Origin of the sequence: Methanosarcina sp. DH1, from assembly GCF_020804205.1 — an archaeon.
Lineage (GTDB): Archaea > Halobacteriota > Methanosarcinia > Methanosarcinales > Methanosarcinaceae > Methanosarcina > Methanosarcina vacuolata.
Genome location: NZ_WJBJ01000016.1, coordinates 89,492 through 106,525 on the forward strand (window position 1 = coordinate 89,492; position 17,034 = coordinate 106,525).

Consider the following 17,034-nt stretch of genomic DNA (forward strand, 5'->3'; position numbering starts at 1 on the left):
AAGAGAGCAGGGAGCTCCGAAAAGTTATTAAGAGTAAGGTTTATAGTTACCATTGTTTTTGCCGTAACATCATTACATAATTATAGAATTATAATTTTGTGTAGTGATGTTACACTTACTTTTATCACTAGATTTTGGGACTGAGTCCAGTCAAGTTAAAAATTATATATTAGTTGGGATAAGTGCAGGAATTATTACAGGGTGTTTATTTGCTATAAAATTATATGGCAGGGATATACGGGTAATTATTCCACTTGCAATAGCATTACTGATATTCGGGAATTCAGTTAACAATATTTTAAAGCTTTTCGCAATTAAAGACTCCACAAAAGCGGAGAAACAACTCGAAATTGAAATGAAAGACGAAAGAAATACTCTCATCAGGGAAAAAGCCGGGTCAAAAACAAATGAATATATGCTATATCTAAATACTGTTATCGTATTTATATTGGGTTTCATGGGCGCAGAATTCTGGATGCTTTGTCTTTTTGGTTCTTTAATTCTGGCGCAGGGAGTTTTATCTATATATTTATATAATTATTATGCTAACCGATATTGAGATCTCAAATTTTATCGTTCCAGTCCAGTGCAAATGAGAGGTTGTAACCTGTTACCTTAGGCTGAATAAAAAATGATATCTTCAGATACTCTGCAAAAACGAAATTGAAAATAGCAATAGTTTTATGTTTAATAAATTTCTTGACAGTTTTTCGAAAACTGGGAAAAAATATTGTTATAGGTTTTATTGTTTCAGGTTTGGTACTGCAAGCTGAGGAGCTTTTTGTCAGATTTTAAGCCACTACATCCATAGTCGGATTTTCCTGTTTTTATAATCTTTTTGAACCCTCATTTTCTATTTTTACGGCCTTTCTTTTTTAGATATCTTACTTAAGGCCATCACAAGTGTTAAGACGAATATTATAGCAAGGAATATTATGTTTACGGGGCTGGTTAAATCTGAATAGTTATTGACAAAACCAGCAGTGAGAACATCAGTATTTCCAAGACGTAGTCCGTAGTAGGCTCCTTCTATAATTAATACTATAAGTGATACTAAAATGGCTATTAGAAAACTGCGTATTATAGTGTCAGACTTCATTCTTGATCAGCTTTATAACTACACACTGGAATATAAATACGTTTATTTCAGCCGGGTGCTCTGCGGGTTTGTCTGGGAGAGTGAAACTTTCCACGAACAGCAGAAAGTTAAGCTATACTTTGGTCACGCGCAATGTATGGCTGGAACCCGTTGTAAATTATGAAAAAATGGAAAGTAAGTAATCAAAAGCCTTCTCTAAATAAAGAAATAAAGATGGGGCTAAATAGATATAAAAATAAGATGCAGTTATGATGATTATAACCAGAGCACTAGTATAAAAAATTATTTTGATATTCCTGCTTTTCTTCCCTTGTTTTAGTGTTTTTTTTGTTTTCAGGTAGTCTGTACCTTGAATTTGATCCAGATTTTCAGCTTCTTCTTCACTTAGCTTTAAAACAAAATCATTTTTTTTGATACTAACCAGATCTTCTATCAAAGTCCCGAGAAGGATTCTTCCTTCATCTTTTGGCTTTGGAGGCGCTTCAGCGGCAATGAACTTTAAAAAGCTAATTTTGTCTGAATATTCAAATAGTTCTAGTGCCTTTTTAATTTCTTCCTTAAAAGATTTGTACTTAGAATTTTTTAAAGAGTTCTGTGCCCGCCTGCCACCTAAATTGTTTTGAGATGATTTCTCCAGTGAGGTATTACTAAAGAGCAAATTAAACAGGTCTTCATCATGTTCTGTGTATATACCTATTATAAGGTCTTTAATTGGGCCTTCAATATATACATTATTTGAGATTAATACTTTATAAAGATCTTTTTTACATTCTGGAGATTCAATTTTGTTATATATATCTAAGAGAACCTTTTTAATAATGGAATTACTGATATCAGCAGGTTTTTTGACTAACCCCTGAAATAGTTCAACTTTCTCATTATCATCAAATTCGTTTAAAACTAGATCAGAAGGACTACGATAATGTAACGAGTCACTTAATATTTTATTTACAACAGGGCTTATAAAGTCTGGTTGAGTTTGACTTCCTTTTGAATGAGAAGTTTTATCTTTTAAGGGTTCTTTACTCAGATCTTTATAAAAATCCCATAATTCTGATTCAGCAGATTTTCTGTATTTTCCGTTTTCTTCGATCTCAAAATCGGGGTTCGGTTTCATCAAACTAATAGATACTTCCGTCTCCGAAGGATACTGAGAAACATCTACACTAAACGTATATCTATACCTTAATCTTTCAATTAATCTAATAATCAAGGAAAGACCACTACTGAGGTCCGAGACCTTAACTGATACTTTTCTGCCAGCAAGAATCTTACCTGCTGTGTATTCTAAAACATCATCATTTATCTGAATTTCACTTATATTTCTAAAATCCTTTTCATCCCAAAGCCCTACTAACCTGTATTTCTTCAAATCTAGTCTCTCTACCTCAGATTCGACACCTTCATATAACTGCTTTAATGACTGAATATCAGAAAATTGCTTTAATAACTGAATATCAGAATTAACTCTATTTTGGGAATGTAAATTTTTGTAGACCTGAATGAACACAATTCTTTCTTCTCTTCCATTATCAGTTTTTACACTCAAACTACATCCCAAAATTACTTCGTTTCCGTTTTCGTTTGACTTTAAATAGAAAGCACTCCTTTTTGTATCAAGCTGCGTTGCCAGTTCAGTATATTGTCCAAAAAGTATATTGCCTTTTAATAGCTGGCCCGTTGAATTATATATCCCGTAAGGAGCAAAATCCTTTGGAGTTCCTTCAAGAGGATTAGAAGCTGAATTTTTCAATCTCAACAACCCTCCAGGGATTTATTTTTAGACATTTTTGTTGTGTTTCTGCATCCCCATATCCCATAATCTGAGGTTTCATGGTTGCATCCACACTAACGGTGTACATGTAGATCGGTATTTTTTCGGATTTATTCACAATTTCCTTGAATGTGTTAATTTCATAAAACATTTTATATATTTTATGTTCAATATTTTCCGCCTCGTTTGAGTTCTCAAGAATCTGAGAGAGGTCCTCGAACTTGTCAGTCTTAGTTACTACAATCGCATACGATTTCTCATTCCCAAATGTACTGATGATATGTGAGTATTGACCGAAAAGTTTTGTCAAATTATGTTTACCATCACCATCACGGAAATTAACGATATAATCCCCATCCACAAGGAAAATGATTTTACCTGCATTTACTAAACTTTTATATATATGGGCAAAAACAACTTTCTCCACAGACTGTGCAAAGTTATCAGGATTAGATTTTTGCAATTCCTTTACATAACTCATATCTTCTATTTTATTATTCAGTTCGACAGTTTCTGTACCGAAACTGTCGTGAAGGTCATCAATTGTTTTCTGATATATAGTTGAGTCAAAATCTTTTGTATGTTCTCCCCCATAGTCGATAAATTTCATTCTTACAGGCTTGAATCCTTTTTTACCTGATAACTTATATAGTGCAAGATCTGTCCGGAGGTTGCTTTTTGGTAGTTCTCCGTTTTCCAGAGCAGCAAGCATATTTCCAATCTTTAAACTTTCGTTGTTTTTTTCCGACACAATAAATTCTTTCCTTTCACCTCCTAAAAAAACTATGAACTGATCATATAACGCAAGCAGCAACAATGTTTTTCCTGATCCTGATGGACCATATACAAATACATCATAAGCCCTTATACCGTGAATGGTCTCCTTCAAAAGGAACGAAAATATAAACAAAATTACGATTAAAAATATAAATTTTGAAATCTCGTTTTGTGGGATTTCTTGAAAAGACTCATTCATGGTAGTAAAAGCTCGAATGACTAGATATAATGAGGTAAATACAAAAAAGGCCATGATCAACCGACGTAAATACATCGCAAGTCTGTCAAAGGAATTTTTAAAATATGAATAAAAACTTAGGTATCCACCTTCTAACATTCCAAGTATGAATCCGTCAACAAGTAAAAATCCACTTACGTAAAAGACATACAAAAATGGCAAGAACACTGAAAGTAAGAAAATTCCTCCAATTATGGAGTTTCGCTCAAGAATCATCCCAATAGCACTGGAAATAAAAGATGCTACGAGAAAACTGAGAGTGAGTTTTACGTACCATTTTGTATCTGCTATCCAGTAGGACCTACTCATATATAAAAAAATGAGAGATAGGAGAAACCCAACTAAAACAAAAATAATTTCTAAATTCGTATTATTTATAGTGATGTCCAGGCCTAAAACTGTACCTTTTTTACTTATTCTCAAGTTTCAAGGCCTCCTTTAATGGCTTCACTTCATAAAGGTTCTTGATTTTCTGGGGTATTTCCTCTATCCTTTCGTTATTTGCAATATTTCCTGCTTCTTCTGGACTTAAGAGAATATTTCGAGTTATGTATTTTCCATCCTGAAGTTTGAGGACGTGATGCAGGATATTTTCCTTATTCTTTGCATAAATTTCCCAGTACCCTCCTCCAGCTACAAGTGGGTAAATATTGTCAAGAAAACTTGATGCGGCAAAAAAGGTAAGAGCAATCTCCCAGGGTTTTGTATGTCCGTGAGTAGTAAACAGGGAATCATTGGGATGCTGCAAAGACAGGCTCTGATTGATATCTACGCCGATCTTGCTCTTCATGAGTTCAGAACGTACATATCCGGAGGTGGATGATACAACTAAAGCAGCTTTATCAAAAGTCCATCTTTCGGTATCAGTGAGTGAAATTTTTAAATAATTTACTCCAAGTGTTCTACTGTCAAATAAATTCTGATATTTGGCTCTTGCAAGGTTTATGAGTTTGTCAAGCTCTGATTTTCCGTTCGTATCCATGTCAAGGTTGCCCATATCAGATTTGTCTTCCACAAGAGACAGTATCTGGGGGTTAACACTTCCAAGTTTAGTTTTGTATATGCCATTCGTTGTTGCAATATCTATTTTTTTATTGATGTTCTCAAAATGTTCATAGAAAGAATCATAATGTCGAACGAAAGCTGCCCGGGTTGAATATGTTTCGTTCATGGCGACATCGACTTTTTCAAGCATATTCCGCTGAAGGTTCTTTTCTTTGAGTTCTCCCTCCAGACTTTCTTTGTATTCAGATAGCTCTTCCTTCTTTTTGAAGTAGCTAGCATCTTCCAGATAGAGATCTCTCAGATACTCTCGCAAAGATTTCCTGATTTTTGCCTTGTCATCGGATACGAATATTTCATCTAGTTTTTCAGTGCTTACATTATTATTAAGATCAGTAAATATAAAATTATTTATATGCTCTCGAAGTTCATCATTCTTTTTAATTAAATCTATAGTCAAAAAATTATCAGGTATGACTATAGTAAAGGGGGGATCGATACGAATACCCCATTGTTTTTTATTTAAATTGATATAATCTTCTGCTTTTCCAGCTTCTTGTTTATATTTATTTTTCAGTGCCTGTTTGTTCCCTAATATAAGCCTACGAAAGCTGAACTTTTCAACTTCTTCGGACATATAGTTATAAAAATAATAATTAGTGATAGCATCAATAAATTTACTTAGGTTTTCAAGATCATATTCATTATCTTTTGAGACTGCCTCAATTTCTGTTTTAATATTTTTAGTGCCTGCAGATAAAAACCAATTATTTTTATCTCTCCCCACAACTTTCCCGGTGCTCAATTTTTCTATATATTCATCTAATATTTCTTTCAACTTTCGTTCTTTATCAGGAAGGTATTTGATGTTCCTGTTGGTTTGCGCATAGACCCCAAGGTCACTATCGATATCGTTTAAGATATTATTGATGTTTTCATCTACTCCGGTGGAAACAGAATCTAACTCAGCTATATCTTGCTTGTTGACCTTCAGCTTCGTATTCAGAGTTTGAATTTCCTGACTCTTAGCGTTCAGCGCTCCATGAAGAGGAGAGATTTCCAGTTTTCCTTTCAGGATATTGATCATTACAGACCTGCACTCCTCATTCTCAACAACTGCAACCCGTTTGAATAAACTTGCAGTTTTTTCGAGCGTCTCAAGAGCTTCTGGAATCAAGCGGAATAATTTTTTATCGGTTTCATCTTTGAGTTCAGGTGGCGTAACGCCTTGAGTAGAATACTTAGCTCGTGAAATATAAGACGTCAGTTCATTATATGTTCCAATCTCATCAAATTGAATATCTGAAATATTATAGCCAATGAATGTCTTTATATTTTCCACGCTGTGGTACCTGAGCCGTTCTGCGATGTCGTTTGTCCACACTCTTATGATATTTTCACACTCGGTTTTCAGGAACCCAAAGACTTCAGTCGTTGGAGCGGATTCTCCATTTATATTGAACTTAATAAGGAGCCCTTCAACAGCCTCATTTATTTTTTTCCTTGCAACAACAATCTCCCCGAGTTCGTCAACAATCTGGCTGTACCGCTTCTTTAATTTCCTAAGTTCTTCTACGGGATATTCGATTACATGCGAATCAGCAAACAGAAAAGATGAATAGGGCTTTCTTGTGTCACACAGGTGAATATCACTGTTCTCTATATGGAAGAAGTTAATGAGAATCTGCGGGAAAACCGAATCAAAGTCACCTACGGCTTCTAACTCATGCTGTCCGTTAGCATATTCCGTGGGACCCAGGGTTGTAAATATTATATGATCAAAAAGGTTCTCATCACGAAACACATTTAAGTATTCAAGCTCTGTAAGAGAAATGGCAGCATTAAGCTGTTCTTTTTTTCCTTCTTTAGTTGTTGGAAGCACTGCAAAGAGATATATTTTATTTTCCTGTTTTTTCTTGATATATCTTGCAAGATCTATGAACATGCCTGAGCCAGTACCTCCCCCGACCCCTACTATAATAGCTGTGGCTTCAGTAGTCGAAAATGTTGGAAATCCATTCGATTGCCCTTCACTCAGAACTTTATACAGAATAGCTTTTGAGACAGCTCTTCTGCGATGCACACCACCCCCGAAGTCGTCCATGATGAAGGGATCAATACCTTTCAGGCCCTGGAAGGTAACTCCATTTTCGGGATCATGCAACCACCAGGTATTGATCGAGCGGAATCCCTTTATGCTCGCTGAAACTTTAGAGCTGGTTAAATCGGATACATTTGTAACATTTGCAAGTTCTGGCAGATAGTAGGATTTAAATTCGATGTTTCCCGCGCCCTCCAACTTATTTACTTTCGCCATGATTTTTGTTGCCAACTCCTCATCTATTTCAGATTCATTGGCGTCCGTATCCATTGTATAAATTTTAAGTTTATTTCTGCCCTTAGAGTAGTAGTGGAGCAACCAATCATAATCGCATATCTCACGAGCAAGTTTTTTTCCGCAGCCGCCCAAACCTATGATTGTTAGATTAGTAGGATATTTTAAAGATTGCCTTGAGTCGTCCATGTCTGTCATTCGATAACCTCTCGGCTGTTATTCATTCTTATACCGATTATAATACCGATTATCAGGCCCGCAATCACACCTATAATAAGCCACCAGTATGAAGGCCATTCATTATCTTCAGTCAAATGATCAGCAAGTGTTTTTGACTCTGTAACAAGTCCCTTGTCGTGAAGATCCTGCAGATAGGTCTTGAAAAAAGGGTCATCTATTTTATTTATTTGTTCTCTGAATGATTCAACTTCCGGAAGTGAAATTTCGAAGGGGCGTGTTTCCACGCTTTCGATCTGATCTCCTTTGCTATTTATAAGCGTGATTCTATCATAAGCATAGCCCGTATTTTTTTTATATTTAATGAGTGTTACACCATCATACTGTTTTTCTTCAGATATATGCGGAATTTGCCCTTTAATATTAACAACAATTTTTGTTGTGCTTTCATTAACCGGGAAATCGAATTTGTTGGAGTCACTTGTAACGTTTAAATTTGTAATATTATATAAATGAGAATTATCAATTTTAACCAAATCGGTGTCAAAAGATATGTAATCGGCAGCTGGTGAAATATTATTTATTGTTAGTGTATAATTTATTACCTGTCCCTCTGAAACTTTATCTTGTGTTTGACCGTTAATCTCAACATTTGTTGCTAATGCTGTACTTCCAAGAAGTAAAAGTAAGAACAGTGATAAAAATAAGTAGTTTACACTCTTGAACGATTTCATTTTTTATTACACCGTCGCTTTAAATTATTCAACAATAGATTTTCTATTAAACAGTTATAATATTGAAGTCTTTTTAATTAAATATTTGTTTAAATATTAATATGCTATAACTTACACATTTATAATAAATCTGGCAAATATTTAGGCATTAACAAGAATGATAGTCATAAACTAAACATTAAGAAATGCAGTTAATCAGTAGAGTCTAATTTCTCATTCGGATATATAACTCAAACCAAAGGTAAACCACTGAAAAAGCAGACTAAGAAGAATAAGAGCACAGAGATTTCAGTACTCTCAATAGTTATAAAGTCTGAATTGAGTCTTTTCCATGCCCGTTGGTGTTTCTACTTATAAATTTGGATTGTAGTGTTTAACTGTGTATTAATTTGTGCATTGACTATAAATAGTTTACACTATTGAGTGACCTTATTAACTCACAACTTTACCAACAGTTAAATACACATTGGCAGTCTGTACTGGATTTCACCTGACATTTCACAAATATTTTTAAGAAAATAACATTATTCTGCAATTATTCAGCCAAGTAAAACAATATCCGATTCGCATAAAGTATGATCTATCCAGGTCCATTTCAGTTAAGGTTTAAACAAGTGTTGAACTATTTATTTAAATGAAAGAACAAAAAATGACCTCTTATGAAAATCCACGTTCTCCAGCATTCCTCCATAAATACCCTCGGCACCATTGAAGAGTATGCAAAAACTAAAAACTACAGGCTTGAATCAACCCGTTTTTACGAAACGATAAGCTCTCCAGAACTTGATACTTTTGACCTTCTTATCATCGTGGGCGGCCCGATTGGAGTTTACGACTATAAAGAAAATTCCTGGCTGATAGATGAAAAAACGTTTATCAAGCAGGCAATCGAAGCAGGAAAACCTGTACTGGGAATCTGCCTCGGTGCACAATTGCTTGCCGATATCCTTGGGGCCCACGTATATGAAAATAGGCACATGGAAATGGGATGGTTTCCTGTAAAGGCGCTCGGAAGCGAGAATAAGCCGGAATTTCTTGAGGGGCTGCCGGACGAGATAACAGTTTTTCACTGGCACTCCAGGACTTTTGACCTTCCCGCAGGAGCAGTTCAGCTTTTTGAAAGCGAAGGCTGCAAGAATCAGGGGTTTATCTACAATGGCAGGGTTGTAGCACTTCAATTTCACCCTGAAGTAAATGAAGACAGAATTCTGAGTTTGATCAAGCGGTTTGGGGATGGGATGGCAAATGGGCCGTTTGTTCAGAAAAAAGAGGAAATGCTCGGGCAGAGCAAATATCTGGCTGCCACAAAGGAATTCATGTTTTTAGTGCTGGATAAATTTGAAAAAATGAGTTAACGAGTATTGAACTATTCAGCTATTCGGTCATTCAACCGGCAGAAGAATCAGGTGAGTTCTTCGGATGGCTTTTCCGGTGCCTGATGCCCTGTGAGGCTTGCTGTTCGTTTATTTTCTTTTGAGAAAATCCCTTTCACTCCTCCTGAGATCAGGGCTGCAATATCTTTCAACACAAGGCCCTGTTTTAGCCCTTTGGGAAGAGCAATATATTTCGGGCTCCAGACAGGGTTGAATTTTTCTTTAAAATCCCGAAGTCCTTTATAGTTATAAAAGTGTTCTCCGTGAGTAAAGATTAAAGACCCGATTTTATGCCACATCGGAGCGAATTGCCGCGTTTCAAGCCCTGAAAGTGGAGCCATCCCGAGTGAAAAACGCCTGTACCCTTTTTCTTTTCCCCAGAGCATGAGCTTGACAAAAAGATATTCCATTGTCCTGTCAGGGGCGTCGGGCTTGTGGCGCATGAGGTCAACACTGATTTCTTCATTATCCGCACCTGTCCAGATATTTGCAAAAGCAACGATTTCGGACTCGTTCCTGACAAGGGCAATCGGGAAATTACTCAGGTATTTTTCGTCAAAGTAACCAATTGAGAATCGCTTTTCTTTTCCTGCTTTCATTTCCAGCCAGGCATCCGAGATATTTCGGAGTTCAGGCATAAGGCTCCGAACCTCTTCTTTAGAGACAATTTCAAACCAGTATCCTTTTTTCTCCACATTCCTTACAGTATAACGGAAATCTTTGCTTGCACTTCCTTCCAGGGTAAAAGCCTCAAGGGGAACTTTCGCCTCTTCCCCGATTTTTATAAGTGTCAGGCCAAGGTCAAGATAAACCGGAATATATTTTTCGCTCACCTCATAGAAAGCAGCCCTGCCCTGGTGCAGCTTGCTCATTTCATAAAAGTCCCAGATCAGTTCTTTTGCCTGGCTGCTGGTTCCAACGATATCTCCCATTGCAACCCAGGTTTTTCCGGAAACTCCATACATCAAAAAAGCCTGCTTATTATCATCAAAAAGCAGATATTTGTCCCTGGTAAATACCAGGTTTCCAGCCGTTTCCTCACTCTGATTGATAATTCTTTTTGCAAGCTCCATCTCATCTGCCTCTGGAATGTGAATGTCCCTGGAAAAGGGGCTCAGGATTTTTGCCATCCCAAGAACAAGAAGCAGAATGAAAGCTCCTACCGTAGCCCTTAAAAAGCTGGAGGCCTGGGAATTGATCCCGAACTGCCACCAGAGTTCGTTTGAATATTTCACGTTATGGTATGAAAAAAATCCAAGCCATACGAAGCTTACGAAGACCAGGACTATTGCAATTACATTACTCCTGCTAAAAGACTGATGCATAAGCGAGGATTTTCTGTAAAAATATTTTCTGCAGGGAAGCAAAAATAAAAACAGGATAAAAAGAATCGCAGCTTCATGGTAATCAAAGCCTTTCAGGAGGGCAAATATCCCACCCATCAAAAGTACGGAAAGAGAAAGAATATAGGCTCCGTCAATTCTTTTCCAGAGGCCGTTTGCCATGAGCAGGAGTAATACCCCCATAATGCTTCCAAAAAGCCTGGAAGCTTCGATTAATGGAAGAGGAATAATGTAATTGAGGTCATGCAGGTACCTTGGATCTGAAGGTAGAGCTCCGGAAAAGAGAAGGGAAACTCCTCCAAGGAAAACAAGAATCGAAAAGACCTGAGGTGCTAGCTCGGACAGGCTTGAATACGTAGCTTTTTCAATTTTCCTCAGGAATTCGTCTCTCTCTTGATATTCATAGAACATAAGGGCCAGCAGCCCAATAAGGAAGGGCACGAAATAGTAAATTGTCCTGAAAAGAAGAAGCGGTTTAATTATATCGACCGTACCGAAATACGGTTCCAGCATAAACAGCATAAGGGTTTCAAAAACCCCAAGCCCGCCCGGGACAGTACTTATCAGCCCTATAATCTGCGCCAGCGCAAAGAACACAAGGACATGAAGCAGGGTAAGATGTGGATTTGAAGGCAAAAGGAAATAGATAATACTTCCCGAAAGCAGGTAATCTACTGACGATAAGCCAAGCTGCAAGAACGCTATTTTCGGTTCAGGGATCCTGATCTGGTACCCTTTTGTCATGAAATTCAATTTTCTGAACGAGAAAAAGAAATAAACAGCAACACTTAGTAGTAAAAGAATTCCAATAAGGTTTAACGGGATAGGGATCTCGGGCACGTAATCCGACAGTTTCACAGGATAGAATGTGAAAAGCAAACCACCGACAAAGCAAAACCCAACCCAGAAAGTAAGTATGCAGAAAATAATAATTTCCCAGATCTGGCGCAGGTTCAGCCCATTTCTGGAGTAAAACCTGTATCTAAGGGAACTTCCTGTCAGTATATTAAAACCAACACTATAACTTATGGACGTACTGATAAAAGAAGCCCTAGCAGTCTGCTTATAGGGCAGAGGGTTATTAATATGACGAACTGCCAGGTAATCATAACCTGTTAAAGCAAGATAACTCAAGAAGGTTAAAAAGAACGCAAGCTCTATATGGCTCAGTGGAATGCTGGTAATACTTTTGAGCACATACATCGAGTGCAAATGGCGTACCTGTTTATCCAGGGTCCACAAAGCCAGAGAAAATATAACCACTGGCAGAAGGTAGCCTGCAAACCTCTCTATTATAAGAGTCTTTTCCCGCATACTTCCTTTGTCTGTCATTGAGATCAGCGTTTTTCACTTAACTTTTTTCTCACTTAATTCGTTCATAATTTCTAACCTGACTTATTCATAATTTCTAACTAAGCTCTTTATTAATTTCTTATTTAAACCTTTTTAAATTTTTTACATAATTCTATTTAATTGCTTAGCAAATATTTTTAATTTTGTGTTTTAACAGACAAAGTAATTTCCTTAAAATATATACATATCGGCTCTAATCCCAGGAAACGTTTCAAAATATTTGTTTTGAGTGAGAGAATTTATTAAGTTGCCTGTTGCAGAAGAATTAAAACAAAAAGTAAAGAAGAAATGTAATAATTCAGGATGTATCAATAAAGCCTGTAAACACCAGCTACATGATTGAGATTTTTTATTCTACTTCTGAGCACAAAACATATTCCGGTAAACTTCCAGAAAGTATAAAGGGTAAATTTAGTCCTGGGATCAAGTCTCTTATGATCACTCTTAATCATGTTGCTAATTTTTCAGAACCCAAAATACATGAATTTCTAGTATATCGATTCTCAAATATATACATAATAAGAAAATAAATACAGTTTGCGACGCAAATATTATTTTAAAGTCACATGGAATTCTGTAACACGGAAAACACAGCCATGGAAAACACAGCCATGGAAAACGCAGCCTGTCGCAGAGTGATTCGATCTGGAGATTACACCCACGGAAAACACGGAAATCACGGAAGAAAAACGCCTTTACTACTGATTTCCGTGTCTTCCGTGCTTTCAGTGGTTTTCAAAAAATTCATTTCTGACATACTTTGGAATCGATGCACTGGAAAATATTGGTGTTCATATATCTAAAGCCACTATTTCTCGAATCTTGACAAAAGATATTGATTTCTTTCATCAGGAGAAAGCCGAGATTTTTCTGGAAGGTCTTAAGGTTACGCCTTATCAGCAGATTGATGATACAGGTGCAAGAGTCAATGGTGTCAATTATTATACTCAGATTCTTTGTAATCCTTATTATACCGCTTATTTTACAGTTTCCAATAAGACCGGGAAACCATTTTAGATGTGCTTTTATGTGGAAAAGAAAAAACGTACTGCTTTTGAGATGCCATCTCTGGCTCAACTAATCAGAGAAAAAAGCTTGGTGAGCGAAAGATGAGCGATTTCCACTCAATTTGAAGAAGATACGAAATTTCCATTCAATTTGAAGAGGAGACCTAAAAAACAGTTGCCTACCTGAACAGTTAGCCTTAAAAGAAAAACAAGGATAACTTCCCGAAACCGATTCATATTTAAGCGTTTGAAATAATACCACGCTACAAATGTTACTTTAAATCTTGCATCAAGTATTTCATTTAAGTCTTATATTAAATCTTATAAGCCTCATATTAAATCTCAGGTTAAATCTTATAAGCCTCATATTAAATCTCAGATTAAATCTCAGATTAATCTCACAGATATATTGCCACAGACATTAACAGAAATTAGATTCGTATCAACAGGAATTATACTCACACCTACTCATATCACAAAAATCAGAGAGAGGAAAACCGATGAGCAATATTTTACGCAGAGGCAGGCTGGAGGCTGCCCAGGACGAGGAAATTTTACGTTATACCTCCTCTATGGAAGCTGACAGGTGGATTTTTGATGCTGACATAGCAGTAGACCTTGCCCACACAGTAATGCTAAAAGAGCAGGGCATCATAAATAGGGAGGACTGCAGCAAAATCCTTAGCGGGCTTTTGAAAATCCGGGAGGAAGGGATGGAAAAGCTCGATTTCAGCTATGAAGACATCCATATCTCTCTTGAGTCAAGACTCATCGATATGGTTGGGGAAGACGTTGGGGGCAGGATGCATTCTGGGCGTTCCAGAAATGATGAGGTTGCGACCTGCATCAGGCTGGTGCTCAGGGAAGAACTGACCGGGCTGCTTGAAGAAATCCATGAACTAAGGCAAACGTTTCTGACCCTTGCGGAAAAACATACTGAAACGCTCATGCCTGGTTTTACTCACATGCAGCATGCACAGCCGACAACGCTTGCTCATCACCTCTGCGCCCACGAAGCCGCTCTTGGCAGGGACTTTGACAGGGTTCAGGACGCTTACTCCAGGGTAAACCTCTGCCCGCTTGGGGCTGCTGCTTTTGCTTCCACGGGATTTAACCTGAACAGGAAAAGGACCCAGGAGCTTCTGGGCTTTGACGGCTTGCTTGAAAATTCAATGGACGCGGTCAGCACCAGAGACTTTCTTATTGAATGCGCCTCAGGATTTACAAACCTCATGATAAACCTGAGCCGCATGGCCGAAGAACTTGTAATATGGTCCACTTCCGAATTCAATTTCATAGAACTGGACGACATGTACGCTTCTACTTCTTCAATCATGCCGCAGAAGAAAAATCCTGACACTGCCGAACTTATGCGCGGGAAAACAGGAGTAGCAGTGGGCGCACTAATGTCTCTGATTACTATCTGCAAAGGGCTTCCCCTGAGTTATAACCGCGACCTGCAGGAAGCAACCCCAAATATCTGGCGGTCTGTAGAAACGGTAAGGGCTTCAGTAAGGGTTATGGAAGGAATGATAAAAACTATGAAAGTCCACCCTGAAGTGCTTACTGCCCAGTCAGTTACAGGTTTTACAACCGCTACCGAACTTGCGGATACCTTTGTCCGGGAAACCGGAATTCCTTTCAGGACTGCCCACCAGATCGTTGGGATGCTCGCAAGGGAAATGGAAAAACCAACTCTAGAAAAAATCGATTCCGTAGCCGAAATTGTCCTGGGCGAATCTCTTTCAAGCCGGGGGCTCACAGAGAAAATGGTAAAAGAAGCCCTGAGCCCGGTTTCGAACGTAAAGAGAAGAAAAATCACTGGAGGACCAGCTCCCGAAGAAATGCAAAATTACCTCTCGAAAAGGCAGACTGAGCTTGAACTTAACAGGCAGGAAATTGCAACCCTGAAAGATATTACAGACTCAGCTTTTGAAAATCTGCTTGCAACCGTTAATGAGTACAGGAAAACTTGAGTTATAAAGAAGCAAACTCCATACTTAAGTATACTTGATGTCGATAAACTAAGTATTAATACCCAGTATTAATATTACATTGACCTCTTAAACTCAGTATTAATCTCAGTATTAATCTCAGAATTAATATCGGTATTGATATCACTATCACATTGGCCTCTTAAACTTATTAGTATTAATTTCAGTATTAATTTCAGTATAATTTCAGTATTAATACTACTTTGACTTACCAGTATCATGCAAAATGTATAATATTGTAAAAGTAGCCAGGTATTATACAGGAATGTCTGTATGATACCGGAATACCGATTATCTATAAAGAATTAAAAAAGTTATCATAAAAGGGATTATTTATGGAATTCAAACAGGGCGACCGGGTACGTATTGAAAAGAACGGCACTGTCTACGAAGGCAAAGTGATGCCGTCCATGGAAGGATATATTACAATAAAAATGAACAGCGGCTACAACGCCGGTTTTTCCACGGATAAGGTAAAGATAACTCTTCTGGGAAACAATGGAGAAAACAAAAACGGAGGCCGGAACGGCGGAAAAGGACCTAAAACGGCAGGAGAAGAGGTCCAGAAATCTGGAAAAAAGCTTCCAAAGGTCGCTATTCTTTCCACAGGCGGAACTATTGCAAGCAAAATAGATTACAGGACAGGCGCAGTAACTTCCCAGTTCACTGCTGACGATATACTTGCAGCTATCCCTGAACTCAGAGAGATAGCTGATTTCAAAGGCAGGGTAATCTCAAGCATTCTCTCGGAAAACATGGATTCGGAGTCCTGGCAAAATCTTGCCCGTGCTGTCGTAGAGGAAATCGAGGCAGGTGCTGATGGGGTAATCGTGACTCACGGGACAGATACCATGATGTACACGGCTGCAGCCCTTTCCTTTATGATTGAAACGCCTGTGCCCATCGTTATTGTAGGTTCCCAGAGAAGTGCAGACCGTCCGAGCAGCGACAATGCCATGAATGCAATATGTGCGGCCCTTGTTGCTATTAGTGATATTGCTGAAGTTTCGGTTGTTATGCATGGAACAACCTCAGATGATTTCTGCGAGATCCACCGTGGAACAAAAGTCAGGAAAATGCATACTTCCCGCAGAGACGCCTTCAAGTCAATAAATTCCCGACCTATAGGAATCGTGGATTACGATACAAGGGAAATAAAAACTTTCATTGACTATATTAAACGTGGAGAAAGACCTCTCAAATTCAAATCAGGCATGGAACCGAAATGTGCCCTTGTAAAATTCACTCCCGGCTCAAGCCCTGAAATTCTTGACCATTACATTGACAGCGGGTACAGAGGACTGGTTCTCGAAGGTACCGGGCTTGGGCATGTTTCTACAAAATGGATTCCCAGGATCCAGAAAGCAACAGATGCAAAAATGCCTGTTATAGTTATGTCCCAGTGCCTTAATGGCAGAATCTGTGACCGCGTCTATGATACCGGCCGTGATATGCTGAAAGCAGGAGCAATTGAAGGGGAAGATACCCTGCCCGAAACCGCCCTTGTTAAACTGATGTGGGTGCTCGGTCAGACCGATGAATTTGACGAAGCTGTCAAAATGCTCAGGGAAGATCTCAGTGGAGAGATTACAAAGTGCTGTTTTAAGTAAGAAATCATATATTTATCAGATATTTAAATCAGGTATTTATCAGATATTTAAATCAAATATTTATTTCTTCACTTCTTTTTCCTGAACCTCATTTTTGTTTATAGTTTGAATGGTATTTGTTCGAACAGATTTGAGAAAGATTTGAGAAAGATTTGAGAAGATCTGCAGGACTCCAAGGAGAAGTTGAGATAGAATGGCTTAGTAATTGGCTGTTAGAG

12 protein-coding genes are annotated in these 17,034 nt (G+C 37.9%); 7 read left to right on the plus strand and 5 right to left on the minus strand.

Annotated elements, in window-relative coordinates; translation table 11 throughout:
- The first annotated feature begins 106 nt into the window (after positions 1 to 106).
- A complete protein-coding gene (locus tag FXW07_RS07820) occupies positions 107 to 559 on the plus strand; it encodes a hypothetical protein (protein WP_229394957.1) in 453 nt (150 codons plus the stop codon).
- Positions 560 to 1,058: 499 nt separating this feature from the next.
- The gene (locus FXW07_RS07825; protein ID WP_229394958.1) at positions 1,059 to 1,262 is read left to right on the plus strand and encodes a hypothetical protein; all 204 of its coding nucleotides are present in this window, start codon (positions 1,059 to 1,061) and stop codon (positions 1,260 to 1,262) included.
- Here FXW07_RS07825 and FXW07_RS07830 read toward each other — a convergent pair.
- From FXW07_RS07830 to FXW07_RS07845, 4 genes are read right to left on the minus strand one after another with little or no spacing between them, the layout of a single operon-like run.
- Entirely contained in the window at positions 1,257 to 2,852 is a 1,596-nt protein-coding gene (locus FXW07_RS07830; RefSeq protein ID WP_229394959.1) for a hypothetical protein, read from the minus strand. The two genes, FXW07_RS07825 and FXW07_RS07830, sit on opposite strands and share 6 nt — an antisense overlap.
- On the minus strand, positions 2,833 to 4,311 hold the full coding sequence (locus FXW07_RS07835; protein WP_229394960.1) for a hypothetical protein: 1,479 nt from the start codon (positions 4,309 to 4,311) through the stop codon (positions 2,833 to 2,835). Before FXW07_RS07835 ends, FXW07_RS07830 begins: the two co-directional genes overlap by 20 nt.
- Positions 4,298 to 7,423, minus strand: coding sequence for a tubulin-like doman-containing protein (locus FXW07_RS07840; protein ID WP_229394961.1), 3,126 nt, complete (start codon positions 7,421 to 7,423; stop codon positions 4,298 to 4,300). The genes FXW07_RS07835 and FXW07_RS07840 overlap by 14 nt, the downstream gene beginning before the upstream one ends.
- On the minus strand, positions 7,420 to 8,136 hold the full coding sequence (locus FXW07_RS07845) for a hypothetical protein (protein WP_229394962.1): 717 nt from the start codon (positions 8,134 to 8,136) through the stop codon (positions 7,420 to 7,422). Before FXW07_RS07845 ends, FXW07_RS07840 begins: the two co-directional genes overlap by 4 nt.
- Positions 8,137 to 8,795: 659 nt before the next feature.
- On the opposite strand from FXW07_RS07845, the gene FXW07_RS07850 reads away from it, so the two are divergent.
- The gene (locus tag FXW07_RS07850; protein WP_229394963.1) at positions 8,796 to 9,491 is read left to right on the plus strand and encodes a type 1 glutamine amidotransferase; all 696 of its coding nucleotides are present in this window, start codon (positions 8,796 to 8,798) and stop codon (positions 9,489 to 9,491) included.
- A gap of 47 nt (positions 9,492 to 9,538) precedes the next feature.
- On the opposite strand, the gene mprF is transcribed toward FXW07_RS07850, so the two are convergent.
- Complete coding sequence (gene mprF / locus FXW07_RS07855) at positions 9,539 to 12,184, minus strand: bifunctional lysylphosphatidylglycerol flippase/synthetase MprF (RefSeq protein ID WP_229394964.1); 2,646 nt, start codon at positions 12,182 to 12,184, stop codon at positions 9,539 to 9,541.
- Positions 12,185 to 12,771: 587 nt separating this feature from the next.
- On the opposite strand from mprF, the gene FXW07_RS07860 reads away from it, so the two are divergent.
- From FXW07_RS07860 to gatD, 4 genes are all read left to right on the plus strand, one after another.
- Complete coding sequence (locus FXW07_RS07860; protein ID WP_229394965.1) at positions 12,772 to 13,008, plus strand: hypothetical protein; 237 nt, start codon at positions 12,772 to 12,774, stop codon at positions 13,006 to 13,008.
- Positions 13,009 to 13,027: 19 nt separating this feature from the next.
- Positions 13,028 to 13,222, plus strand: coding sequence for a hypothetical protein (locus FXW07_RS07865; RefSeq protein WP_052725477.1), 195 nt, complete (start codon positions 13,028 to 13,030; stop codon positions 13,220 to 13,222).
- Between the two features lie 490 nt (positions 13,223 to 13,712).
- Positions 13,713 to 15,188 carry an argininosuccinate lyase gene (gene argH / locus FXW07_RS07870; protein ID WP_229394966.1) on the plus strand — a complete coding sequence of 492 codons (1,476 nt, stop codon included), beginning with the start codon at positions 13,713 to 13,715 and terminating at the stop codon, positions 15,186 to 15,188.
- Between the two features lie 353 nt (positions 15,189 to 15,541).
- On the plus strand, positions 15,542 to 16,816 hold the full coding sequence (gene gatD, locus FXW07_RS07875) for a Glu-tRNA(Gln) amidotransferase subunit GatD (protein ID WP_229394967.1): 1,275 nt from the start codon (positions 15,542 to 15,544) through the stop codon (positions 16,814 to 16,816).
- The last annotated feature ends 218 nt before the right edge of the window (positions 16,817 to 17,034 follow it).

Excerpts from the sequence above, each read along its gene's own strand:
- mprF (WP_229394964.1), bottom strand. The coding sequence starts at position 12,184 with ATGACAGACAAAGGAAGTATGCGGGAAAAGACTCTTATAATAGAGAGG.
- FXW07_RS07860 (WP_229394965.1), top strand. The coding sequence starts at position 12,772 with ATGGAATTCTGTAACACGGAAAACACAGCCATGGAAAACACAGCCATG.
- argH (WP_229394966.1), top strand. The coding sequence starts at position 13,713 with ATGAGCAATATTTTACGCAGAGGCAGGCTGGAGGCTGCCCAGGACGAG.
- FXW07_RS07845 (WP_229394962.1), bottom strand. The coding sequence starts at position 8,136 with ATGAAATCGTTCAAGAGTGTAAACTACTTATTTTTATCACTGTTCTTA.
- FXW07_RS07850 (WP_229394963.1), top strand. The coding sequence starts at position 8,796 with ATGAAAATCCACGTTCTCCAGCATTCCTCCATAAATACCCTCGGCACC.
- FXW07_RS07820 (WP_229394957.1), top strand. The coding sequence starts at position 107 with ATGTTACACTTACTTTTATCACTAGATTTTGGGACTGAGTCCAGTCAA.
- FXW07_RS07825 (WP_229394958.1), top strand. The coding sequence starts at position 1,059 with ATGGCTATTAGAAAACTGCGTATTATAGTGTCAGACTTCATTCTTGAT.
- FXW07_RS07840 (WP_229394961.1), bottom strand. The coding sequence starts at position 7,423 with ATGACAGACATGGACGACTCAAGGCAATCTTTAAAATATCCTACTAAT.
- gatD (WP_229394967.1), top strand. The coding sequence starts at position 15,542 with ATGGAATTCAAACAGGGCGACCGGGTACGTATTGAAAAGAACGGCACT.